This is a genomic window from Lentzea sp. NEAU-D7, from assembly GCF_026242055.1.
GTDB lineage: Bacteria > Actinomycetota > Actinomycetes > Mycobacteriales > Pseudonocardiaceae > Lentzea.
Window position 1 is genome coordinate 56373 of the sequence record NZ_JAPJDL010000014.1, and the last position, 23019, is coordinate 79391.

Sequence of the window (23019 nt, forward strand, 5' to 3'; positions counted from 1 at the left end):
GCCGCACATCTCGGTGCCGTGTCACATCTCAGGGCCGTGTTCAGCTGGTCGGGGCCCAGTGGAGGAGCCTCGTGGTCGTGTTCGCGCCGGGGTTGGTGACCTTGCCGTTGGTGGCGTTGGTCGTGATCGCGGTCGCCACCTGGGCGGGCGTGACGTTGAAGTTGCCCTGCAGGTACCGGGCCACCACGCCGGCGACGTGCGGCGCCGCCATCGAGGTGCCGGAGATGGTGTTGGTGGCCGTGTCACTGGTGTTCCACGTGGACGTGATGCCACCACCGGGCGCGAAGACGTCCACCACGGGGCCGTAGTTGGAGAAGGAGGAGCGGGCGTCGGTGCGCTCGGTGGAGCCCACGGTCAGCGCCGCCGCCACGCGCGCGGGCGAGGTGTTCGCCGCGTTCGTGTTGGAGTTGCCCGCCGCGACGGCGAACGTCACGCCGCGCGTGATCGCGCCGGACACGGCGTTGTCGAGCGAGGTGTTGGCGCCGCCGCCCAGGGACATGTTGGCGACGGCGGGCTTGACGTGGTTCGACGCCACCCAGTTCACGCCGGCGACGACACCGGCGATGGTGCCGGAGCCGGAGTTGTTCAGCACGCGGACGCCGATGATGTTCGCCTGCTTGGCGACGCCGTGCAGCGTGCCCGCGACGGTGCCGGCGACGTGCGTGCCGTGGCCGTTGCCGTCCTGCGCGACGGCGTCGTTGTCCACGAAGTCGTAGCCGTTCTTCGCCCGGCCGCCGAAGTCGCGGTGCGTGATGCGGACACCGGTGTCGATGATGTAGGCGTTCACGCCGGAACCGGTGCTGTTGTAGGTGTAGCGCTGGTCGAGCGGCAGGTTGCGCTGGTCGATCCGGTCGAGCCCCCACGACGGCGGGTTCGTCTGCGTCGCCTGGATGCTGACGACCTGGTCGCGTTCGACGTACTCGACCGAGGGGTCAGCGGCCAGTCTGCGCGCCTGCGCGTCGCTCATCTTGATGGAGAAGCCCTGGAAGACTGTGTCGTAGACGTGCCCGACCTGACCGCCGAACCGGGAGCCGAGAGCCTGCGCGCTCGCGGTGACCGCGTTGTCCTTCAGCTTGACGATGAAGCTGCCGGCGATGTTCTCACCGGGCGAGACGCGGATCTCGCCCACGGCGGCGGTCGCCGGTGCCGCGAACGCGGCGATCATGACCACCGAGCCCAGCAGAGTTGCAGTCTTGCGCATTGTGCAGTCCTGTTCGTCGCAGGGATGCTCAGGAACCTGACCGGGGCTATTGGCGGCGTAATAGTCCCGAGATCTGAACCTGCCGAGTTTCGAACCGGGACAAAACCGCCGATCGGCTGTACCGCGTTCCCTTTGCTGCCGATAGCCTTCCGAACTTGACTCCGTGAAACGGAGGAGTGGATGCTCACGATTTACCCACCGCGCGAGGAGCTCGCCGACCTTCTGGTGACGGGTCCGTTCGCGGACGCGCTGCGGGTCGCGATCCAGGTGCGGGGACTGAGTCTGGAACGGCTGCAGCACCGCCTGAAGCTGCGGGGAGCGCCGATCAGCGTGACGGCGCTGAGCTACTGGCAGTCGGGCCGCCGCAGACCCGAGCGTCCCGAGTCGCTGATGGCGCTGGCACACCTGGAGGACGTGCTCGGGCTGCCGTCCACCGCGCTGAGCCGTCTGCTGGGGCCGCCGCGGCCGCGTGGCCGTTCGCGCAGGCGGGAGAAGTCGGCTCGGGCGGCGTGGGACGGTTCCGGGCTGGTGGTGACCGCCCAGCACGACCGGGTCGACGTCGCGCCCTGCGGCGGGGTGCGCGGTGTCCGCTCACGCCAGGTCATGCGGGCGAGCAGCGCCGATGTGGACCGCTGGATCCTGTGCCACGAAACGGGTTCCGCGCAGCCCGCGCTCACGGCCGTCCGTTCCTGCCGGGTCGGCCGCATCGCCAGGGAACGCACGAACGGCGTGCTCGTCGCGGAGATGTTGTTCGACGAACCGATCTCCACCGGCGAGTCGATCGCGATCGAGTACGAATTGATCTATCCGCACCCGACGGTCGAGCACACGCATTTCCGGAGGTTCGGCGAACGCGTGCACGACTACGTGCTGGAGATCAAATTCGCGGCCGAGTCCCCGCCCGCCTCCTGCGAACAATTCTCGTCCGGCCCGGCCGGAACGGAAATGCCCGGCGGCACCCGGCCCGCGCCCGTGGACGACGAGGGCTGCGCGCACGCCGCCGCGCTCGACTTCGGTCCCGGTCTCTACGGAATGCGCTGGACCGTCGCCGCGAACGCCCCGGGGTCGTCCACCCAGGGGAAGTGACCGGCACCGGGCTGCACGACGAGCCGCGCGTGCGGGAACAGGTCCGCGTACTCCCGCGCGCGACTCGGCGGCAGTGACACGTCGAGTTCACCGGTGACCAGAAGCGTTGGCACGTCGAGTTTCGCGAGCTTCTCGCGGACCTCCCGCGGATCGAACGCACCCTCGGCGTAGTACTCCATCGCGGCCTCGGGATGGCGCGGGTGGTCGTCCAGCGCACGCGCGGCGTCGTCCCAGCGGCCGTGGAGGAACGGGGCGATCTTCGCGAACGCCTCGGGCGTCGCGGTGCCCGCCCAGATCTCCTCGAACCCCTGGACGGCCTCGGCGTACCAGGGTTCGCCGCTGCGCCGCAGGGCGACCTCCCTGCGGTCCTCGTCGGTGACGGCGATGCCCACCACGAACGGGCTGGGCGCGACGAGGACGAGCTCCGCGACCCGCTGCGGGAACCGGAGGGCGTAGAGGATCGCGAGAGCGGCTCCCGCCGAGTGCCCGAGCAGCCTGATCCGGTCGAGACCGAGGTGCCGGCGGAGCGCTTCCACGTCGTGGACCTGACGGTCGACGCGGTGGTGGTCCGCCTTCTCCGACTCGCCCGTACCGCGCAGGTCCAGCCTGACCGCGTCGTCCAGCGGCAGCCCGCCCAGGTACGACGAGTCCTGCATCGGCCCGCCCGGCAGGCAGATCAGCGGGTCCCCGGCCTCACCGTGGTAGGCGAGGCCGAGCCCGTCCGCGTTCGTGAAAGTCCCCATGTCCCGCAGTGTGTCAGTACGAGCGCGGCAACTTCAGCGAGTTCTGCGCGACGAAGTTGAGCACCATCTCCCGCGACACCGGCGCGATGCGCGACAGCCGGGACACGCCGAGCATCGACGCCAGCCCGAACTCGGAGCTCAGCCCGTTGCCGCCGTGGGTCTGGATGGCCTGGTCGACCGCGGCCGCGATGGCCTCGCCCGCCGCGTACTTGGCCATGTTCGCGGCCTCACCGGACTCCTTGTCGCGACCGGCGTCGTAGAGCGCGGCCGCCTTCTGCGTCATCAACCTGGCCAGCTCGATCTCGATGTGGATCTTCGCCAGCGGGTGCGAGAGGCCCTGGTGCGCGCCGATCGGGCTGTCCCACACCTGGCGCTGCCGCGCGTAGGAGACGGCCTTGGCGATCGCCAGCCTGGCCGAGCCGGTCGCCATGCTCGCGCCCATGATCCGTTCCGGGTTGAGGCCGGCGAAGACCTGCAGCAGGCCCTGGTCCGGCGAGCCCACGACGGCGTCCGAGGGCAGCCTGACGTCGTCGAAGAACAGGGTGAACTGCTTCTCCGGCGCCACCAGGTCCATCTCGATCTCGTGCCGGGTGAAGCCCTCGGCGTCCGTCGGCACGACCACGAGGACCGGCCCGGTCTTCTGGATGGCGACCACGAGCACGGCGTCCACCTCGTCGACGCCGGAGATGTAGGTCTTGGTGCCCTTGAGGACCCAGTCGTCACCGTCGCGCCTGACGTGGGTCTTCAGCTTGTGCGAGTTGGACCCCGCATCGGGCTCGGTGATCGCGAACGCCATCTTCAGCGTGCCGTCCGCGAAACCGGGCAGCCACTTCGACTTCTGCTCCTCGGTACCGAACCGCGCGATCACCGTGGCGCAGATCGCCGGCGAGACCACCATGAGCAGCAACGGGCATCCGGCCGCCGCCAGCTCCTCGCACACCGCCGCGAGGTCGCCGATGCCGCCGCCACCGCCGCCGTACTCCTCCGGCACGGCCACGCCGAGGTAGCCGAGCTTGCCGGCCTCCTCCCACAGCTCGGTGGTCTTCTCCCCCGCCCTGGCCTTGGCGATGAAGTAGTCGTGGCCGTACCGGGCACCGAACTCGGCGACGGCCCTGCGCAGCGCGATCCGCTCTTCGGACTCGACGAAGCTCACGATCCGTCTCCGTTCTGTTCGGCCACCACGGCCAGGACGTCGCCCGCGTTGACCTGCTGGGCCTGCTCGACGAGGAGTTCGGTGACGGTGCCCGCGCTGGTCGCGAGCACCCGGTGTTCCATCTTCATGGCCTCCAGCACCAGGAGTTCGGCACCGGCCTCGACCACGTCACCCTGCTGGACCGACACCCTGACCACCGTTCCGGGCATCGGGGCGACGGTCGCGCCCGGCGCGAGCCTGATCTCCGGTTCGGGGAAGCGCGGCACGGCCTTCAACGTCACCGAGCCGCGCGGCGAGTCGACCTCGACCAGGTCGCCGTACCTCGCGACGTGGAACGGAACGCGCACGCCGTCCAGGTCGAGCGCGACGACGCCGGGAGTCGCCTGCTTCGGGTCGTACTCGACCTCGATCAGCTCGTCGCCGAAGAGGAACCTGGCCTTCGGCTGCTGCGAACGCACGTTGCGCCAGCCGAGCGGGAGGTGCCCGATCCTGCGACTCGCCGCCTGAGCCAGCGCCGCCGCACGCGCAAACGGTTGCGGGTCAACGGTTCGGCTGAAGTCCTGCTCGGTCAGGAACCCGGTGTGCGTGTCGCCGTCGAGGAAAGCCTCGTTGCCGAGGATGTCCACGAGCAGTGCCCGGTTCGTGACCAGGCCGTGGATCTGGGCGCTTTCCAGCGCCGTGGCGAGCTTGCGGGCGGCGGCCCTGCGCGTGGGCGCGTAGGCGATCACCTTGGCCAGCATGGGGTCGTAGTGCACGGAGACCACCGAACCGTCCTCGACACCGCTGTCGAGCCGGACGTCGCCGGGCACGTGGAACCGGTGCAGCGTGCCGCTCGCCGGCCGCCAGTCGTTCGCCGGGTCCTCGGCGTAGAGGCGGACCTCGATCGCGTGGCCGCGCGGCTGCGGCACCTCCGCCGGCAGCCTGGCGCCCTCGGCGATCCGCAGCTGCCACTCGACCAGGTCGACGCCGTGGACGAGCTCGGTGACCGGGTGCTCGACCTGCAGGCGCGTGTTGACCTCGAGGAAGTGGAAGTCCTCGCCCTTGAGCATGAACTCGACGGTGCCCGCGCCGACGTACCCGATCGACTCGGCCGCCGCCGTCGCCGCGGCGAACAAGCGCTCGCGGACGTCGTCGGTGACCGCCGGACTGGGCGACTCCTCGACGATCTTCTGGTGGCGGCGCTGGATCGAGCACTCGCGTTCGCCGAGCGCCCAGACCGTGCCGTGCGCGTCGGCGAGGATCTGCACCTCGACGTGCCGGGCGTGCTCCAGCAACGGTTCGCAGAACACCGTCGGGTCGCCGAACGCCGACTCGGCCTCGCGCCGCGCACTGGCGAGAGCGTCGGCGAACTCGCCCTTCTCCCGCACGATCCGCATGCCCCGGCCACCACCGCCCGCCGACGCCTTGATCAGCACGGGGAACTCGGTGACGGTGTCCGGGTCGAGTTCCGGCAGCGTCGGCACGCCCGCGGCCGCCATCCGCTTCTTCGCGGCGACCTTGGAGCCCATCGCCTCGATCGAGTCCGGTTCCGGGCCGACCCACGTCAGGCCCGCCGCCTGGACCTCGCGTGCGAAGCCGGCGTTCTCGCTGAGGAATCCGTAGCCGGGGTGCACCGCGTCCGCGCCCGCCCTGACCGCCGCCTCGACGAGCAGATCGGCACGCAGGTAGGTCTCGGCCGGCGACGCACCGGGCAGCCGGACCGCGAAGTCGGCCTCGCGGACGTGCGGCGAGTCCGCGTCCGGGTCGGAGAAGACGGCGACCGTGCGGATCCCGTTGTCCCGGCAGGTGCGGATGATCCGGCGGGCGATCTCGCCGCGGTTGGCGATCAGGAGTGACTTGATCACGGGTCTCACATCCGGAAGACGCCGAAGCCGTCGGCGCCCTTGATCGGTCCGCTGTGGACAGCGGAGAGGCAGAGGGCGAGCACGGTCCTGGTGTCGCGCGGGTCGATCACGCCGTCGTCGTAGAGCTTCCCGGACAGGAACGGCGCGAGCGACTGCTCCTCGATCTGCGCCTCCACCATCTTGCGCATGGCGGCGTCGTGCTCCTCGTTGTACTCCTGCCCTTTCGCCGCGGCGGCCTGCCGCCCGACGATCGAGAGCACCCCGGCGAGCTGCGCGGGCCCCATCACGGCGGACTTGGCGTTGGGCCAGGTGAACAGGAACCTCGGGTCGTACGCCCTGCCGCACATGCCGTAGTTGCCCGCGCCGTACGAGGCGCCCATCGTGATCGTCAGGTGCGGCACCCGGCTGTTGGAGACGGCGTTGATCATCATCGAGCCGTGCTTGACGATGCCGCCCTGCTCGTACTGGGCGCCGACCATGTAGCCGGTGGTGTTCTGCAGGAAGACGAGCGGGGTGTCGCTCGAGTTGGCCAGCTGGATGAACTGCGTGGCCTTCTGCGACTCCTCGCTGAACAGCACGCCGCGCGCGTTGGCGAGGATGCCGACCGGGTAGCCGTGGACGCGGGCCCAGCCGGTGACGAGGCTGTTGCCGTACAACGGCTTGAACTCGTCGAAGTGCGACCCGTCGACGAGCCGGGCGATGACGTCGCGCGGGTCGAACGGCACCCGCTGGTCCTCGGAGACGATGTCGAGGATGCTCTCGGCGTCGAACAGCGGCTCCTCCACCGGTGCCGGCTCGGGCCCGAGCTTCCGCCAGTTCAGCCGGGCGACGACCCTGCGCGCCAGCCGGATCGCGTCGGTCTCGTCCTCCGCCACGAAGTCCGCGAGCCCGGACGTCACGCCGTGCATGGTCGCACCGCCCAGCGACTCGTCGTCGGAGTCCTCGCCGGTCGCCATCTTGACCAGCGGCGGACCGCCGAGGAACACCTTGGAGCGGTCCTTGATCATGATCACGTAGTCGGACATGCCCGGCACGTACGCGCCTCCGGCCGTCGCGTTGCCGAACACCGCCGTGATCGTCGGGATCCCGGCCGCGCTCAACCGCGTGAGGTCGCGGAACGCGCGGCCTCCGGGGATGAAGATCTCGCTCTGCGTCGGCAGGTCCGCGCCGCCCGACTCGACCAGGCTGACCAGCGGCAGCCGGTTCTGCAACGCGATGTCGTTGGCCCGCAGCGACTTGCGCAGCGTGTACGGGTTCGACGAGCCGCCGCGCACCGTCGGGTCGTTCGCGACGATCACGCACTCGACGCCCTCGACGCGCCCGATGCCGGTGACGACCGACGCGCCCACCGGGAAGTCGGTGCCCCAGGCGGCGAGCGGGGACAGCTCCAGGAACGGGCTGTCCTCGTCGATCAGCAGCTCCACCCGTTCGCGGGCGAGGAGCTTGCCGCGCTCGTGGTGCCGCTCGACGTACTTCGGCCCCCCTCCCGCGAGCGCCTTGGCGTGCTCGGCGTCCAGTGCCGCGATCTTCGCGAGCAGCGCCTCCCTGTTGCCCATCAGGCGAACCCCAATCGTCGTGCCGCGAGCTCGGTCATCACTTCACTCGCCCCGCCCCCGATGCCGAGGATGCGGGCGTCCCGGTAATGACGCTCCACTTCGGACTCCCGCATGTAGCCCATGCCTCCGTGCAGCTGCACCGCCGTGTCGACCACCTCGTCGCACGCCTGCACCGCGGCGTTCTTCGCGAAGCAGACCTCGGTGACGCAGTCGTCGCCGCGGTTGATCCTGGCCGCGACCTCACGCGTGTAGGTCCGCGCCAGGTCGATCTTCTGCGCCATCGCGGCCAGCTTGTGGCGCACCACCTGGTTCTTGATCAGCGGTTTGCCGAACGTCTCGCGGTTGCGGGTCCACTCGACGGTCAGGTCCAGGGCCCGTTGTGCCGTCGCGTACGCCTCGACCGCCATCGTCACGCGTTCGACCTGGAACTGCTGCATGATCAGCGCGAAGCCCTGGTTCTCCTCGCCCACCAGGTTCGCCACCGGCACGCGCACCTCGTCGAAGTGCAGTTCGGCGGTGTCGCTGCAGTGCCAGCCCATCTTGTCGAGCTTGCGGCGGGTGAACCCGTCCTCGATCACGAGCAGCGAGATGCCCTGGTAGCCCTCGCCACCGGTGCGCACGGCGGTCGTGACGAAGTCCGCCCGGCAGCCCGAGGTGATGAACGTCTTCTCGCCGGTGACGACGTAGTGGTCGCCGTCCCTGACCGCCCTGGTCCTGATCGCCGCGACGTCGGACCCGGCGCCGGGTTCGGTGACCGCGAGGCTGCCGATCTTCTCGCCCCGGATCGCGGGCTTCGCGAACCGTTCGACCAGGTCCTCGTTCCCGCTCTGCCAGATGTGCGGGATCGCGATGCCGAGCGTGAACAGCGCCGCCATCAGGCCCGACGAGCCGCCGTTCTGGATGATCTCCTCGGTCAGCGCGACCGAGTCGAGCAGGTCGCCGTGCTCGAACCCGATGCCGAGCAGGTCGAGCTCCGCGGCCTTCTCGTGCAGCTCACGCGGAACCTCGCCGTCGCGTTCCCACTGGTCGAGGTGCGGCGCGATCTCCTTGCGCGTGAAGTCGCGGACGAGTTGCCGCAGCTCTTTCCGCTCGTACAGGTCCTTCGTGATCACAGAAGCTCCTCCGGGATCTCTGCTTCCCTGCTGCGCAACCACTCGCCCAGCGCCTTGGCCTGCGGGTCGAACCGCGTGCTGCTCGCCACCCCGTCGCCGAGCAGGCCGTGCAGCACGAAGTTGAGCGCCCTGAGGTTCGGCAGCTCGTACCTGCTGACCTCGCCCGCCTCGGGCAGCAGTTCCTTGAGCTTCTCGGTGGTGAGGAAGCGGTTCAGCCACTCGAAGGCCTCGTCGCTGCGCACCCACACACCGAGGTTCGCGTCCCCGCCCTTGTCACCGCTGCGCGCACCGGCGATCGTTCCCAGCGGCCTCTTCACAGCAACACCGCCTTGGCGCTGACCTCATCGCGGTTCACGTACGCGGCCTGGTAGACCCCGAACGGCGTCCCGTCGCTCGGTGGCGCCGTGACGTGGAACCCCGGATAGCTCGCGAGCGCCAGCTCGATCGCCGCCCGGCTGAACCCCTTGGCCCGCTTCGGATCCGCCGTCTTGACGGTGACGTGCAGCAACGCGCTGGCCTGTTCCTCGGTGGCCGCGTCGGGCTGGTCGGTCCGCGCCAGCGTCCAGGTCAGCCCTTCCTCACCGATGGCGTCCTGGAGCTGCCGGCGGACCAGGCCGGCCTTCTGCTCGACGTCGAGTCCGGTGAGGACGAACGTCGTGGAGTTCCTGAACCCGCCCAGCGTGTTCAGGCAGACCTTGAGCGTGCCGGGAGGCGGACTCCCCTTGGTGCCGCTGATCCTGACCCCGCGCTCGTGCGCGTCGAGCCGGATCGTGTCGAAGTGCGTGGTGACGTCCGGCCCCAGGTACTCGGGCGCCCCGATCTCGTACAGCAGCTGCGCCGTCACGGTGTCGACGGTGACCGCGCCACCCGTGCCGTCGTGCTTGGTGATCAGGCACGACCCGTCCTCGTCGATCTCCGCGATCGGGAACCCGGGCCGGGTCGCGTCGATCTCGGTGAAGAACGAGTAGTTGCCGCCCGTGGCCTGCGTCCCGCACTCCAGCACGTGCCCGGCGACCGTGGCTCCGGCCAGCCGGTCCCAGTCGTCGCGCGCCCACCCGAAGTGCGCCGCGGCGGGCCCGACCACGAGGCTCGCGTCGGTGACGCGCCCGGTGACCACGACCTGAGCCCCCTGGTCCAGGCACTCCGCGATCTCCCACGCGCCGAGGTAGGCGTTGGCGGTCAACGCCTCGGGGAACCGGGACTTGAGGTCGTCACCCGTGACGTACCCGATCGTGGCACCGACCTTCGCGTCGAGCTTGCGCGCCAGTCCCTCGGGGTTCAGGCCACCGGCGTTCACCACGATCTTGACGCCCTTGTCGAGCGCCAGCGCCAGGCAGTCCTCCATCTGCCGCAGGAACGTCTTCGCATATCCCAGCGACGAGTCCTTCATGCGGTCGCGGCCGAGGATGAGCATGGTCAGCTCGGCGAGGTAGTCGCCGGTCAGGACGTCGAGCTCGCCGCCTTCCAGCTGTTCGCGCATCGCGGACAGCCGGTCGCCGTAGAACCCGGACGCGTTGCCGATCCTGATCAACGGCCACCTCCGGGCGGCCCCGCGAACGCCTGCGCGATCGGCACCCACTCCTGCGCCACCGGTCCGGAAGCCTCGATCGCGAGGTCCTTGCGGTTGCGGCGCTGCGTCACCAGCCACGCGAAGTCCAGTGCCGGCCCGGAGATCCGGTTCTCGGCGTCCTCCGGCCCCCACGTCCACGACTCGCCGCCGGGGCCGGTCAGCTCGACGCGGACCTCGTCCGTCGGCACCGCCAGCCCGTTGAGCAGGAAGGCGAACCCGATCGTCCGCACGCCGATGTGGCACACGTGCCTGATGCGCGCGGTGGGCTCCCGCACCACCCCGAGCGCGTCCGCCACGTCCTGCCCGTGAGCCCAGGTCTCCATGATCCGCGCGGTGGCCATCGACGCCGGGCTCATCGGCGGCCCGAACCACAGGATCTTCCCGGAAGCCTGGGCGAGGTGCTCCAGCAACGACTTGCGGCTGTCCCGCCACAGCTCCAGCAGGTTCGGCGACGCCGCCGCCTCCGCCGCGGTGCGGTCGACGATGTCGGCGGTCAGCGGCTGCGCCTGGAACGCCTCGGGGTCGGTGATGGCGAGGATCGACGCCTTGTCCGTCCACATGAGATGGCCGATCTGGTGCGCCACGGTCCAGCCCTCCGCGGGCGTGGGCACCGACCAGTCGTCCACCTCCGCGACGATCTCGTCCAGCGAGCGCGACTCGGCGTCGAGATCGGCCAGCAGTTCCGTGATCACAGCTGTTCCTCCAGCATCCGCGCCCAGTAGCGCACGACGTGCGCCCGGCGCTTGGCGTCGTCGGCGAGCTGGTTGGCGAGCGCCAGCCCGCGCACAAGATCGAGCGTTGCCTGCACCGCGTCCCTCACCCCCGGCTTCGAGTCGTCCACGTCGAGCAGTTCCAGGGCCAGCCCGTACACCTCGCGACCCAGGCGTGCCTGCAGCTCCAGCACCTGCTCGCGCAGCTCCGGGTCGGTGCGCGCGGCCACCCACAGCTCGAGGGCCGCGGTGAACAGGTCGCTGGCGTGGAAGTCCGCGATCAGCTCCACCACGGCGTGCGTGCTCTTCGCGGCGATCACCGCGCGCCGCTTGAGCACCTCGACGCTCTCCGCGCCCACGTGCTCCACGGCCGCCGCGACCAGCTCACCGCGCGTGCGGAAGTGGTGCAGCTGCGCGCCGCGCGACACGCCCGCCCGTTCGGCCACCTCGGTCGTCGTGGTGCCTGACCAGCCGCGTTCCACCAGACACTCGACGGTCGCCTCCATCAGCTTCCGCTTCGTCTCGCGCGTGCGGTCGGCCTGGCGCTGCCTCGTCTCCACGCCCCGAGTGTTCCGGCGAACAAACAAACAGTCAAGACTGCTTGTAAATAGCGCTGCTAGCGTCCGCGGGCGATGAGCATCGTGGAACGACTGCGGGCCGCCGGCTGTGTTTTCGCCGAAGAAGAGGCCGCACTGCTGCAAGAAGCCGCTCGCGACGCCGAGCACCTCGAAGACCTGGTCAGGCAACGGGTCGACGGCCTGCCGCTGGAGCACGCCGTCGGCTGGGCGCTGTTCTGCGGGCAGCGGATCGTGGTCACCAGGGGCGTCTTCGTCCCCCGCCACCGCACCGAGCTACTGGTGGACCTCGCCACCGACCTGAAGCCCGCCACCGTCGTGGACCTGTGCTGCGGCTCCGGCGCGGTGGGCGCGGTCCTGCAGCACCGGCTGCCGGACGCCGTGGTCTACGCCGCCGACATCGACCCAGTGGCCGTGGCGTGCGCGCGCAAGAACCTCACGAACGTGTTCGAAGGCGACCTGTTCGACGCCCTCCCCGCACACCTGAAGGGCGCCATCGACGTCGTGGTCGCCAACGTCCCGTACGTGCCGACCGGCGACATCCGGTTCATGCCACCGGAAGCCCGCGACCACGAGGCACGGGTGGCGCTCGACGGCGGCGAGGACGGCCTCGAGGTCCTGCGCCGCGTGGCGGCCCAGGCGGTGGCCTGGCTGCGGCCCGGCGGCCACCTGCTGAGCGAGACCAGTGCACGCCAGGCACCGGCCGCGCTCGCCGCGTTCACCGCCGCCGGACTCGATGCCAAGGTCGTGACCAGCGAAGACACAAATGCGGTGGTCGGCAGGCGCTAAGTTCCGTACAATGTACGGTATGGCGTACGACGAGATCATGCAGTGGTTTGCGCGGTGGGACGAGCTCGCGGTCAAGGGCGACGTCGAGGCGATGGCCGACATGGCCCTGTTCCCGGTCAACACGGTCACCGACGGCTCGGCCACGTCGTGGGACCGCGAGACGTTCCTGAAGGAGATGGGAGCCCAGCTCGGCGGCGAGGTGCAGATGGAGTCCACCAGGACCCCGCACTTCATCAACGACAACCTGGTGTTCGTGATCACCGACGGCACGATCAACGGGATCACCGTGCGCTACGGCGACCTGCTCACGAAGGTCGGCGGCGAGTGGAAGTTCCAGACGATGGCGCAGGGCGGCTGGGCGTAGCGCGGGTACAACAGAAGCATGATCGCAATGCAGTACGAGATCCGGCTGCCCTCGAACTACGACATGGAGATCATCCGCGAACGCGTCCGCACCCGCGGTCACGCGCTCGACGAGTTCGAGGGCCTGGGTTTCAAGGCATATCTGGTCCGCGACACGCAGTACGCGCCGTTCTACGTGTGGAACACCTCGGCCGGCATGGCGAACTTCCTCTACCGGGGCGGCGGCTTCCAGGGGATTCTCGCCGACTTCGGCCGGCCGGTCGTGCGGCACTGGCCGGGCGTGGCGTTCGTCAGGGGCGACGCGGCGGCGGCGAGGTTCGCGACGCGCCGGATCACCAGGCTCGCACCCGAGGCGAACCCGATCGACGCGGTGGCGGAGATCGGACTGGAGAAGGCGCCCGGCCTGCACTCGGCGGTCGCGGGCGTGGATCCGCGCACGTGGGAAGTCGTGCGCTTCGAACTCTGGGAGGAACACCCCGGGGAAGAGGGTGCCTACGAAGTCCTCCACTTCTCCGAGCCGGGGCTCGAAGAGATCACAGCAGGGTGAGCTGTTCCTGATCGACGCGCGGTGCCGGCACACCCACCGGCAGGCTGCCGTCGGGCCACACGCCGTCGTCGTCGCCGGGCACACCGGTGACGGCGTCGGCGGACCGGCCCCGCGGTGCCAGCCCGTGCTTCTCGATCAGCGGGACCACGCGCGCCGCGAGCCGGGCGCGATACCGCTTGTCCACATAGGACCGGTTGCCGTACAGGTACCGGTACGTCTCGACGAGGTCCGGGTGCTCGCGGCGGAGCCAGGCCGCAAACCACTCCTTCGCACCGGGACGCAGGTGCAGCGGCAGCACGGTCACACCGGTCGCGCCGGCGGCCGCGATCTGCTCCAGCAGGAAGTCCAGCTGCTCCACGGAATCCGTCAGCTCCGGCAGCACCGGCGCCACGAACACCCCGCACGGCAGGCCCGCCTCCCGCACCTTCCGCACCAGGTCGAGCCGGGCGGCGGGCGTCGGCGTGCCGGGCTCCAGCGACTTGTGCAGGTCCCGGTCCATCAACGCGAGCGACACCGCGATCCCGACCGGCACGACCTCGGCGGCCGCCGTCAGCAACGGCAGATCACGTGCCAGCAGCGTGCCCTTCGTGAGGATCGAGAAGGGCGTGCGGGAGGCGGTCAGCGCCTCGATGATCCCTGGCATCAAGGCGTACCGCCCCTCCGCCCGCTGGTACGGATCGGTGTTGGTGCCCAGCGCCACGTGCTCCTGCTTCCAGCGCGTGGACCGCAGCTGGCGCGACAGCACCTCCCCCGCGTTGACCTTGACGATCAGCTGGTTGTCGAAGTCCTTGCCGGTGTCGAGGTCCAAATAGGAGTGCGTCTTGCGGGCGAAGCAGTTGTGGGACACGATCCCGTTCGCGATGAAGTCCGCGGTGCCGGTCGAGATGTCGTAGAGGGTCATCTCCCCCAGCGGTTCCACGGACACGACACCCAGCGGCTGCTTCGACTTGATCGCCACGCCGTCGATGTCGCGCTTGCGGGTGATCGCCGGGTCGACGGTGTGGAAGAAGCGCAAGTTCTCGCGCAGCCCTCCGCGCAGCCGCACGACCCGCACGCCGCGCCGGCGGCGCAGTTCCTCGATCGCGAAGTCGAAGTGGAAGTGCTTGAGCGCCAGGCAGATCGCTTCCAGCACGGTGGTGTTGCGCGTCGACATCCGCAGGATGCTGCGCGAGCAGGTCCCGAGGTAGTCGAACGCGCCGGCCAGGAATCCCTTGAGCCAGTCGGGGTTCGGGGCTATCTGCCAGTGCGCGAGCTCGCGCACTTGGTGCAGAAATCCCCTCCCTTCTCGCACACCGAAGTAGTCGAGATACTCCTGTGTGCGCTCCATGGCCTCGATGTCGGCCAGGGGGATGTGGAACTCGGTCTCGTCGTCGACCATGCCGCGCAGGTAGCCACGGCGGTAGTCGTCGGTCACGGAGGGCTGCTCGACGAACGCCCCCGTGCCCATCAGCTTGTTGCCGGTCGTGAGGTGCGGACGCCGGCCGACGCCCGCCGTCTCGCCCGTCACGTGCTTCCAGCCGCGGTCGGTGAGGAACCGGTGATCGCCGGACGCGACGACGGTCGTGCCGTCCTCCAGCGTCAGCCGGTACGCGGTCTTGCGCGTCTCCCAGTGGGCGAGAACGGTCGTGAGCTTGTAGCGCCGGTAGTTGCCGACGAGCTCGGTGCCGTAGATCTCGTCGCCTTCGCGCAACTCGGACAGCGGTTTCGTGCGACCGTTGCCCATGAGGATCGGCGTGTCCCCGGCCAGGCAGTAGGTGCAGGCGTGTGAGCAGCCGCGATACGGGTTCACCGTCCACGAGAACGGCAGCGACGAACCCGGTACCCCGTTGAGCACGGATTTGGCGCGGACCTCGTGGAACACCACGTCCGCGAACTCAGGAGTTCGTACGCTGCGCACCAGTCCCGGTAGCCCCGGTAGCGCCTGCTGCGGCTCTGCCTCGAGTTTCTGTCCGTCCCATCGCACACCGTCGATTCGAACACATGTTCGAACAGCGGTCAAGGAGTCCCCGTGTCACCCGTTGAGGTAGCAGGCTTCGTCACCGGCGCACTGTGCGTGTGGCTGGTCGCCCGGCAGAACCCCTGGAACTGGCCCATCGGGATCGCCAACAACATCGCGTTCCTCGTGCTGTTCTGGGGCAGCGGTCTCTACGCCGACTCCGGCCTGCAGATCGTCTACATGGCACTCGCGGTCTACGGCTGGTGGGCGTGGGTGCGCGGCGGCGAGCAGCACAGCGCGTTGCACGTCAGCCGCACCACCGGCGCCCAGTGGCTGTGGCTCGCGGTCGCCGGTGTGCTCGGCACCGGCCTGCTGCACTGGGTCCTCGTGACGTTCACCGAGTCGACCGTGCCCTTCTGGGACGCCATCACGACGGTGCTGTCGCTGCTCGCCACGTGGGGCCAGGCGCGCAAGAAGGTCGAGTGCTGGTGGCTGTGGATCGCCGCGGACGTGATCTACGTGCCGCTCTACGCGTACAAGGAGCTTTATCTGACAGCGGTGTTGTACGTGGGGTTCATGGTGCTGTGCGTGATCGGGTTGCGGAACTGGACCAAGGACATCAAGAACGAGGTGCCCGCGTGAAGGAGTTCGGCCACGCGCTCGTGCTCGGCAAGTTCTACCCACCGCACAACGGCCACCACCACCTCATCGAGACGGCGGCCGCGCGCAGCGAACGCACGACCGTCACGGTGCTGGCGGCCTCGCACGAGACGATCCCCCTCGAACACCGCGTGCGCTGGCTGACCGAGACCCACCGCGACACGCCCGGTGTCCGCGTCATCGGCGACCTCGACGACCACCCGATGGACTTCGACTCCGACGAGGTCTGGAACCTGCACGTCGAACTGACCCGCGCGGTCCTGGGCCGGCGGGCGATCGCGGACGGCCAGCCGGGCGCGGCACGCGTCGACGCCGTGTTCTCCAGCGAGAAGTACGGCGACGAACTGGCCCGGCGGCTCGGCGCGCAGCACGTCCTCGTCGACCTCGACCGCCTCACGCACCGGGTGTCCGGCACGGCGGTGCGCACCGATCCCGTCGCGAACTGGCACCACCTCGCGCCCGCGACCCAGCGCGGCCTGGGCTGGAAGGTCGTGGTCGTCGGCGCGGAGAGCACCGGCACGACCACGCTGTCGACGCAGCTGGCAGCCCACTTCGGCGCGCCCTGGATCCCCGAGTACGGCCGCGAGCACACCGAGCACAAGCTCACGGCCGCACGCGCGTTCGACCCGGACGCCACGGTGGACGGTCTGGTGTGGACCCTGGGCGACTTCGAAGACGTTGCGCACGAGCAGGAACGCCGCATCCAGGCCGAGACCGCGCCCCTGGTCGTCGCGGACAACGACGCGTTCGCCGCGACCGTCTGGGGCGAGCGCTACCTCGGTTTCCGGCCGGAGCTCCCCCTGGGCTCCACACCGGACCTGTACCTGCTGACCGATCACGCCGGCGTTCCGTTCGAACAGGACGGCTGGCGTGACGGCGAGCACCTGCGGGAGTGGATGACGGGCCTGTTCGAACGCGAGCTCGCGCAGCGCGGTGTGCCGTGGCTGAAGCTCACCGAGGACAGGTTCGCAACGGCCGTAACGGCGGTCGAACATCTCATGGGGCAGGATGTCGCGCGTGGGTCACGGTCACGGGCATAGCCATGCGCTGAACGAGGAACCGGCATCGCAGCGCGTGCGCATGTTGCTGATGTGGCTGCTGGTGCCATTGGCGCTGGCCACCGTCGTCGGCGCGGCACTGCTGTACCCGTTCGGGCACGAGCAGAAGACCGGCGCGGAGATCGGCCTGCACCAGACGCCGGTCCAGGCCGTCGTCACCGGCGTGGCCGCGAACTGCGGTGAGAAGTGCGTCGCGGTGACCGTGCGGATGACCGACGGTGCCGCGAGCGGGCAGAGCATCACGATCCCGAGCGTGAAGGGCCCCGGAGCGCCGAGCTTCGACATCGGCGACGAGGTGGTGCTGTCCTACGCGGGCAGCCAGCCGCAGGCCGCCGAGTCGTACCAGATCGTCGACTTCCAGCGCGGCTGGTCGCTCGCCGTGCTGGCGCTGCTGTTCGCGGCCGCCGTGCTGCTGCTCGGCCGATGGCAGGGACTCGCCGCCCTGGGCGCGTTGCTGCTGAGCTTCGTGGTGCTGGTGCTGTTCGTGATGCCGTCGATCCTCGCGGGCGAGAACCCGTTGATGGTCGCCGTGGTCGGCGCCGGGCTGATCATGTTCATGGTGCTGTACCTGACGCACGGCATATCGGCGCGCACGTCGACAGCGGTGCTCGGAACCCTGGTCAGCCTCGCGCTGATCGGCGTGCTGGGCGCGCTGTTCTCGGCCGTGTCGAAGCTGACCGGCCTGGACGAGGACACGACGAACCTCGTCACGCTCCTCGGCACCGACATCGACACCCGCGGACTGCTGCTCGCGGGCACGCTGATCGGCGCGCTGGGCGTGCTGGACGACGTGACGGTCACCCAGACGAGCGCGGTGTGGGAGCTTCGCCGGGCCAACGACAAGCTGACGTGGCGCGAGCTCTTCGCGGCGGGCTCGCGGATCGGGCGCGACCACATGTCGTCCGTCGTGAACACGCTCGTGATGGCCTACGCCGGTGCCGCGCTGCCGTTGCTGCTGGCGATCTCGCTGGCCGGGCGGTCGATGGGCGAGATCCTGACGGCACAGCAGATCGCGCAGGAGATCGTCCGCACGCTCGTGGGCAGCATCGGCCTGGTGGCGGCCATCCCCGTGACCACCGCCCTGGCCGCCCTGGTCGCGGTGCGCCAGGAGGTCGCCCCCATCGCCGCACCGGACCCCGAACCCGAGCCTGAGCCCGAACCGAAGACCGTGAAGCGTGCCGCGAGGCCCGTGAAACCCGAGAAGCCACGGCCCGCGCGCATCGAAGGCGACCTCTTCACCGGCTACGACCCCGACAAGGGGCCGTGGGAACGTCCTAGTGGGCCAAGAGCACGAAGAGCAGCGTCAGCACGCCCGGCACCACCTGCACGAAGAAGATCTTCCGGCTCGCCGTGAACGTGCCGTAGACGCCCGCGACGATCACGAACACCGTGAACAGCACGGACGCGCCGAAGTCCTGACGGACCAGCGCGTAGATCAGACCGGCTGCGAGGAACCCGTTGTAGAGACCCTGGTTCGCCGCGAGGGCCTTCGACTCCTGCGCGAACTCAGGCGTGAGACCGAAGGCCTTCTGACCGCGCGGCGTCGTCCAGAGGAACATCTCCAGCACCACGATGTAGAGGTGGATCAACGCCACGAGGGCGAGCAGAACGTTGGCGATGACCTGCACTTGGGTTCCTCCTCAGAGCTGACACACGCGATGAGACAATAGAGCAGTGGGAAGACAGCGGCCCGACACAGAGGCGATCACCGAGTCGATCGACTCCGGCGTCGCCGAACTGGTCCCCGATCTCGGTGGACGGAACTCCTGGACGTTGCGGGTCAACGGAACCCCACAGTCCCATGTGGACCTCGACGACCCGACCTACCTGGAGTTCGAGTACGTCCGCCGGCTGGGTCACATCGTCGATCTCACCGCGCCCTCGCGTGTGCTCCACCTCGGTGGTGGCGCTCTCACGCTAGCGCGCTACGTGGCCGATCTACTCCCTCGAGCGTCTCAGCAGGTGGCCGAGATCGACGCGGGGCTGATCGCGTTCATCCGCCGCGAGCTCCCGCCACCCCCTCGGGTGAAGATCACCACAGGCGACGCCCGCGCCGTGCTCGTCAAGGCGCGGCCCGGCTCGTTCGACCTGATCGTCACCGACTGCTTCGCCGGAGCCCGCACGCCCGCGCACCTCACGTCGGTCGAGTTCGTGCAACAGGCGTCGGCCGCGCTGGCCGGCGACGGCATCTACGCGGCGAACATCGGCGACGGCAACGGCCTGCAGTTCGCCCGCGCCCAGTGCGCGACCGTGCGCTCGGTGTTCGAACACGTCTGCGTGATGGCCGAACCGGGCGTGTTCCGCGGCAGGCGCTTCGGCAACTTCGTGATCATGGCCTCGCACAACGGCCTGCCGATGCAGCAGCTGACCCGCGCGACGGCCGGGGACCCGTTCCCCGGTCGGGTGGAGCACGGGACGGGGCTGACGAAGTTCATCGGTGGCGCACCCGTCACCACCGACGCGACCGCGACCCTCTCCCCCGCCCCGCCCTCAGGCCTCTGGGGCACCTGAGCCGGGTCAGTCCAGCGACGTGACGAACTTCGAGACCGCGTCCGGGTGGAGCTTCTGCGCCATCCGCCCGGCCGGCGCCAGCGAGCCCAGCCGGTACAGCGGCCGTTCCGCCGCCGCCATGCCGCGCGCCTCGGAGCGCAGCTGGGCGACGAGCAGCTCCGAGAACACCAAGCCCGGCGTGTCACCGCGTGCGGCCAGCGCGTCAGCGAGCCGGCGCAGCTGGTAGACCCCCAGCTCGCGGCCGCCCGTTCCCGCGTACATCGACAAGGCGATGTTGATCGCCTTCTTGCCGCCCCGCACGAACAGGCCGACGGTCCGCGCACCGCGCAGGTCCGTGACCAGCAGGTCCAGACCGTCCGCCACCGCCAGGTCGACCTTGCGCGTGCCGAACGCCCGCACGTGCACGGTCGTGCCCTCCAGCCACACCGTGCGGCGCGCCTCGGACATCGCCAGCAGGATCACCGGCACCGCCACAATCGCCCCGGCGATGACACCGGGCCAGCGGCCACCGATCAGCCCCACGATCGCGCCGAAGGCGAGGGCGACCATGATGCCGCCGATCGCCACCATGCGCGCACGCTTGCGGACCGTCGCCTTGTCGAGCAGGTCGAGAACGAGCTTGTCGTCGCTCACAGCGCCTTCCGCACCTCTTCGACCACGTCCGCCAGCGGCACCGTGACCTGCTCGCCGGTCGCGAGTGTCTTGACGCCGATGTTGCCCGCCTCCAGGTCGCGCTCACCGAGCACCAGCGCCAGCTTCGCGCCCGACTTGTCGGCGGCCTTGAAGCCCGCCTTCATCGAACGGCCTCCGTAGACGAGGTCGGTCCGCACGCCCGCGGCACGCAGCTCACCGGCGATCGCGACCAGGCGCGCCCGCGCGGCCTCGCCCAGCGGCACACCGATCACGTCGACCCGGCTGAACTCCGGCAGCACGCCCTCGGCCTGCGCCGCGAGCAGCGCGCGGTCGACGCCGAGACCGAAGCCGACACCGGACAGCTCCTGACCGCCGAGCTGCGCCATCAGGCCGTCGTAACGACCACCGCCGCCGATGCCCGACTGGGCGCCGAGCCCGTCGTGGACGAACTCGAACGTCGTCTTCGTGTAGTAGTCGAGACCGCGGACCATGCGCGGATTCTCGACGAACTTCACACCCAGCTCGGTCAAGTACCCCTTGACGAGCTCGTAGTGCTCACGGCACGCGTCACACAGGTGGTCCACCATCAGCGGCGCCTCGGCGACCAGCGCACGCACCTCGGGGCGCTTGTCGTCCAGCACGCGCAGCGGGTTCAGCTCGGCCCGCGTCCGCGTCGCCTCGTCGAGCGGCAGCTTCGCCAGGAACTCCTGCAGCAGCGCGCGGTACGCGGGACGGCAGTTCGCGTCGCCCAGCGACGTGAGCTCCAGGCGGTAGCCCGTGAGGCCGATCGCGCGGAACCCCGCGTCGCCGACCGCGATGACCTCGGCGTCCAGCGCCGGGTCGTCGATGCCGATCGCCTCGATGCCGACCTGGTGGAACTGCCGGTACCGGCCGGCCTGCGGAGCCTCCGCGCGGAAGAACTGGCCCGCGTAGTAGAGCTTCGCCGGCAACGAGCCCCGGTCGAGGCTGTGCTCGATCACGGCCCGCATCACGCCCGCGGTGCCCTCGGGGCGCAGGGTGATGGAGCGGTCACCTCGGTCGAGGAAGGTGTACATCTCCTTCGTCACGACATCGGTCGACTCGCCGACACCGCGCGAGAACAACGCCGTGTCCTCGAAGACGGGCAGCTCGATGTAGCCGTAGCCCGCGAGCTCGGCGGCACGGGTCAGCGTCGACCGGACGTGCGCGAACGCGGCGGACGTCGGCGGGATGTAGTCGGGAACGCCTTTGGGTGCGGAAAACACGTCTCTCAAAGTCCTCGGTGCGGGGCGGCCGGCGCGTCGTTCGTCTGAACAGCGTCCTGCAGCTGGAGCAGGTACGGGTTCGTCGCTCGTTCGCGGCCTATGGTCGTCGTCGGGCCGTGGCCGGGCAGCACCACCGTGTCGTCGGGCAAGGTCATGACCTTGTTCTGCAGAGACGACAGCATCCGGGAGTGGTCACCGCCGGGCAGGTCGGTGCGTCCGATGGAACCGGCGAAGAGCGTGTCACCCGAGATCACCAGGCGACCGCCTTCCTGCACACCGGATCGGAACATCACCGACCCGCCGGTATGGCCCGGCGTGTGGTCGACGGTGATCTGCAGACCGGCGAGGTCGAGCGCGGCACCGTCGGCCAGCTCGCGGACCTCCGACGGCTCCCGCATCTCCAGGTTGCCCCCGAAGAACGCGGCGGACTCGCGGCTGATGCCCTTCAACGGGTCGGCGAGCATCTCCACGTCGTCGGGGTGGATGTACGCGGGAATGTCGTTGCCGTCGCAGACGGGGGTCACGGAGAACGTGTGGTCGAAGTGCCCGTGCGTGAGCAGCACGGCGACAGGCGCGAGACGGTGCTGGCGCAGGGCCTGCTCGATCGGCTCGACCGCGTCCTGACCGGGATCGATGATCACGCAGGGCTCGCCCTCACCGGCCGCCAGGACGAAGCAGTTCGCCTGGAGCGCACCAGTCGGGAACCCGATCACGAGCACGAAAATGACCTCCCTGTTCAACGACAGCCTAACCACCACACAAAGCTCATATGCCCAGGCCCTAGACTCCCGAGCCGACCGCCCTATTCGCATGAGTCCCTGGGGAGGGAGCACGTGCCCACCAACGAGCAGCGACGCGCGGCAGCCAAGCGCAAGCTTGAGCGTCAGATGGTCTACCGCCACGAGCGGGCCAAGAAGCGTCGTATCATCGCCGTCGTCTCGACGGTCGTCGTTGTTGCGCTCGTCGGAGGTGGCGTGTGGTTCCTCGCGACTAACGACGTCTTCGGCAATGGTGACGCCGCCGCGTCGGAGACTCCCACCCAGGAGTCGGTGGACAAGGCGGAGAACATCCCCACCGCGATGCACCAGATCGCGAAGCGCCCCACCGCGCTTCCCGCGAAGGTGAATTGTGAATACACGAAGGGCCAGGAGCCGGCGGCCAAGGAGAACACTCCTCCCGCGAACGGCGAGCAGCCCACCACCGGCACCGTCGGCGTCACGCTCGGCACCTCCATCGGTGACCTGAAGCTGAACCTGGACCGCTCGCTCGCGCCGTGCACCGTCCACAACTTCGTGGAGCTGGCGAAGCAGAAGTACTTCGACAACACGACCTGCCACCGCCTCACCGTGACCGGCATCCAGGTCCTGCAGTGCGGCGACCCCGGCGGCAACGGCATGGGCGGCCCCGGCTACTCGTTCAAGGACGAGGTCTACCCGGAGCTCACCTACGGTCGCGGCGTGCTCGCCATGGCGAACTCGGGCCCCGACACCAACGGCTCGCAGTTCTTCATCGTCTACGGCGACGCCTCGAACCTGCAGGCGAAGTACAACGTCTTCGGCACGGTCGACGAGGAGTCGCTGAAGAAGGTCGACGAGGTCGCCAAGACCGGCACGATCTCCCAGCAGCCCGGCCAGGGCGACGGCAAGCCGAAGACCCCGGTCGACATCAAGTCGGCGCTGGTCGCGAACTGACGCTGCCAGACTGACGCCGTCCAGCGAAACGGCCCCG

Annotated in this window: 22 protein-coding genes and 1 pseudogene; 9 read left to right on the forward strand and 14 right to left on the reverse strand. The window is 69.6% G+C overall.

Translation table 11 applies throughout. The features are described 5' to 3' along the window. Positions 1 to 40 precede the first annotated feature (40 nt). Positions 41 to 1201 carry a S8 family peptidase gene (locus ORI60_RS26275; protein WP_266040636.1) on the reverse strand — a complete coding sequence of 387 codons (1161 nt, stop codon included), beginning with the start codon at positions 1199 to 1201 and terminating at the stop codon, positions 41 to 43. Between the two features lie 180 nt (positions 1202 to 1381). Between ORI60_RS26275 and ORI60_RS26280 the strand changes: the two genes are divergently transcribed. Next, positions 1382 to 2287, forward strand: a complete 906-nt coding sequence (locus ORI60_RS26280; protein WP_266040637.1) for a hypothetical protein — start codon at positions 1382 to 1384, stop codon at positions 2285 to 2287. Here the strand turns inward: ORI60_RS26280 and ORI60_RS26285 are convergent. The 8 genes and pseudogenes from ORI60_RS26285 to ORI60_RS26320 form a co-directional block, all read right to left on the reverse strand. Beyond that, positions 2227 to 3030: an alpha/beta fold hydrolase gene (locus ORI60_RS26285; RefSeq protein ID WP_266040638.1), complete on the reverse strand. Its 804-nt coding sequence runs from the start codon at positions 3028 to 3030 to the stop codon at positions 2227 to 2229. The two genes, ORI60_RS26280 and ORI60_RS26285, sit on opposite strands and share 61 nt — an antisense overlap. Before the next feature lie 13 nt (positions 3031 to 3043). Beyond that, positions 3044 to 4183, reverse strand: a complete 1140-nt coding sequence (locus ORI60_RS26290) for an acyl-CoA dehydrogenase family protein (protein WP_266040640.1) — start codon at positions 4181 to 4183, stop codon at positions 3044 to 3046. Then, positions 4180 to 6027: a biotin carboxylase N-terminal domain-containing protein gene (locus tag ORI60_RS26295; RefSeq protein WP_266040642.1), complete on the reverse strand. Its 1848-nt coding sequence runs from the start codon at positions 6025 to 6027 to the stop codon at positions 4180 to 4182. The genes ORI60_RS26290 and ORI60_RS26295 overlap by 4 nt, the downstream gene beginning before the upstream one ends. Positions 6028 to 6032: 5 nt before the next feature. After that, a complete protein-coding gene (locus tag ORI60_RS26300) occupies positions 6033 to 7583 on the reverse strand; it encodes an acyl-CoA carboxylase subunit beta (protein WP_266040644.1) in 1551 nt (516 codons plus the stop codon). Beyond that, positions 7583 to 8695 carry an acyl-CoA dehydrogenase family protein gene (locus tag ORI60_RS26305; protein ID WP_266040645.1) on the reverse strand — a complete coding sequence of 371 codons (1113 nt, stop codon included), beginning with the start codon at positions 8693 to 8695 and terminating at the stop codon, positions 7583 to 7585. The genes ORI60_RS26300 and ORI60_RS26305 overlap by 1 nt, the downstream gene beginning before the upstream one ends. After that, positions 8692 to 10175: pseudogene (locus ORI60_RS26310) on the reverse strand (acyclic terpene utilization AtuA family protein). The gene ORI60_RS26305 and the pseudogene ORI60_RS26310 overlap by 4 nt, the downstream one beginning before the upstream one ends. A gap of 47 nt (positions 10176 to 10222) precedes the next feature. After that, positions 10223 to 10957: a TIGR03084 family metal-binding protein gene (locus tag ORI60_RS26315; protein WP_266040647.1), complete on the reverse strand. Its 735-nt coding sequence runs from the start codon at positions 10955 to 10957 to the stop codon at positions 10223 to 10225. Beyond that, positions 10954 to 11481 (reverse strand): TetR/AcrR family transcriptional regulator, encoded by a 528-nt coding sequence (locus tag ORI60_RS26320; RefSeq protein WP_266040844.1) that lies wholly within the window; start codon positions 11479 to 11481, stop codon positions 10954 to 10956. Before ORI60_RS26320 ends, ORI60_RS26315 begins: the two co-directional genes overlap by 4 nt. 126 nt (positions 11482 to 11607) lie before the next feature. On the opposite strand from ORI60_RS26320, the gene ORI60_RS26325 reads away from it, so the two are divergent. From ORI60_RS26325 to ORI60_RS26335, 3 genes are read left to right on the forward strand one after another with little or no spacing between them, the layout of a single operon-like run. Next, complete coding sequence (locus ORI60_RS26325; protein WP_266040648.1) at positions 11608 to 12339, forward strand: putative protein N(5)-glutamine methyltransferase; 732 nt, start codon at positions 11608 to 11610, stop codon at positions 12337 to 12339. Between the two features lie 19 nt (positions 12340 to 12358). Beyond that, positions 12359 to 12703, forward strand: coding sequence for a nuclear transport factor 2 family protein (locus tag ORI60_RS26330; protein WP_266040649.1), 345 nt, complete (start codon positions 12359 to 12361; stop codon positions 12701 to 12703). A gap of 18 nt (positions 12704 to 12721) precedes the next feature. Further along, complete coding sequence (locus ORI60_RS26335; protein ID WP_266040650.1) at positions 12722 to 13249, forward strand: DUF4865 family protein; 528 nt, start codon at positions 12722 to 12724, stop codon at positions 13247 to 13249. Here the strand turns inward: ORI60_RS26335 and ORI60_RS26340 are convergent. Further along, the gene (locus tag ORI60_RS26340; RefSeq protein ID WP_266040652.1) at positions 13236 to 15212 is read right to left on the reverse strand and encodes an intein-containing Rv2578c family radical SAM protein; all 1977 of its coding nucleotides are present in this window, start codon (positions 15210 to 15212) and stop codon (positions 13236 to 13238) included. The two genes, ORI60_RS26335 and ORI60_RS26340, sit on opposite strands and share 14 nt — an antisense overlap. Before the next feature lie 45 nt (positions 15213 to 15257). Between ORI60_RS26340 and pnuC the strand changes: the two genes are divergently transcribed. From pnuC to ORI60_RS26355, 3 genes are read left to right on the forward strand one after another with little or no spacing between them, the layout of a single operon-like run. Continuing rightward, on the forward strand, positions 15258 to 15827 hold the full coding sequence (pnuC, locus tag ORI60_RS26345; RefSeq protein ID WP_266040653.1) for a nicotinamide riboside transporter PnuC: 570 nt from the start codon (positions 15258 to 15260) through the stop codon (positions 15825 to 15827). Continuing rightward, positions 15824 to 16885, forward strand: a complete 1062-nt coding sequence (locus tag ORI60_RS26350; protein ID WP_266040654.1) for an AAA family ATPase — start codon at positions 15824 to 15826, stop codon at positions 16883 to 16885. Before pnuC ends, ORI60_RS26350 begins: the two co-directional genes overlap by 4 nt. A gap of 40 nt (positions 16886 to 16925) precedes the next feature. Beyond that, positions 16926 to 18257, forward strand: coding sequence for a YibE/F family protein (locus ORI60_RS26355; RefSeq protein WP_266040845.1), 1332 nt, complete (start codon positions 16926 to 16928; stop codon positions 18255 to 18257). Here ORI60_RS26355 and ORI60_RS26360 read toward each other — a convergent pair. Beyond that, complete coding sequence (locus tag ORI60_RS26360) at positions 18178 to 18531, reverse strand: DUF1304 domain-containing protein (RefSeq protein WP_266040655.1); 354 nt, start codon at positions 18529 to 18531, stop codon at positions 18178 to 18180. The two genes, ORI60_RS26355 and ORI60_RS26360, sit on opposite strands and share 80 nt — an antisense overlap. Positions 18532 to 18577: 46 nt before the next feature. Here ORI60_RS26360 and ORI60_RS26365 point away from each other — a divergent pair, with 46 nt between their 5' ends. Further along, positions 18578 to 19414, forward strand: coding sequence for a spermidine synthase (locus ORI60_RS26365; protein ID WP_266040656.1), 837 nt, complete (start codon positions 18578 to 18580; stop codon positions 19412 to 19414). Between the two features lie 6 nt (positions 19415 to 19420). Here ORI60_RS26365 and ORI60_RS26370 read toward each other — a convergent pair whose 3' ends face one another. The 3 genes from ORI60_RS26370 to ORI60_RS26380 are packed head-to-tail and all read right to left on the reverse strand — an operon-like array spanning position 19421 to position 22010. Next, entirely contained in the window at positions 19421 to 20047 is a 627-nt protein-coding gene (locus ORI60_RS26370; RefSeq protein ID WP_266040657.1) for a hypothetical protein, read from the reverse strand. After that, positions 20044 to 21291 (reverse strand): histidine--tRNA ligase, encoded by a 1248-nt coding sequence (hisS, locus tag ORI60_RS26375; protein WP_416234491.1) that lies wholly within the window; start codon positions 21289 to 21291, stop codon positions 20044 to 20046. Before hisS ends, ORI60_RS26370 begins: the two co-directional genes overlap by 4 nt. Before the next feature lie 5 nt (positions 21292 to 21296). Then, positions 21297 to 22010, reverse strand: a complete 714-nt coding sequence (locus tag ORI60_RS26380; RefSeq protein ID WP_266040661.1) for an MBL fold metallo-hydrolase — start codon at positions 22008 to 22010, stop codon at positions 21297 to 21299. A gap of 114 nt (positions 22011 to 22124) precedes the next feature. Here ORI60_RS26380 and ORI60_RS26385 point away from each other — a divergent pair, with 114 nt between their 5' ends. Beyond that, entirely contained in the window at positions 22125 to 22982 is an 858-nt protein-coding gene (locus ORI60_RS26385; RefSeq protein WP_266040662.1) for a peptidylprolyl isomerase, read from the forward strand. Positions 22983 to 23019 lie beyond the last annotated feature (37 nt).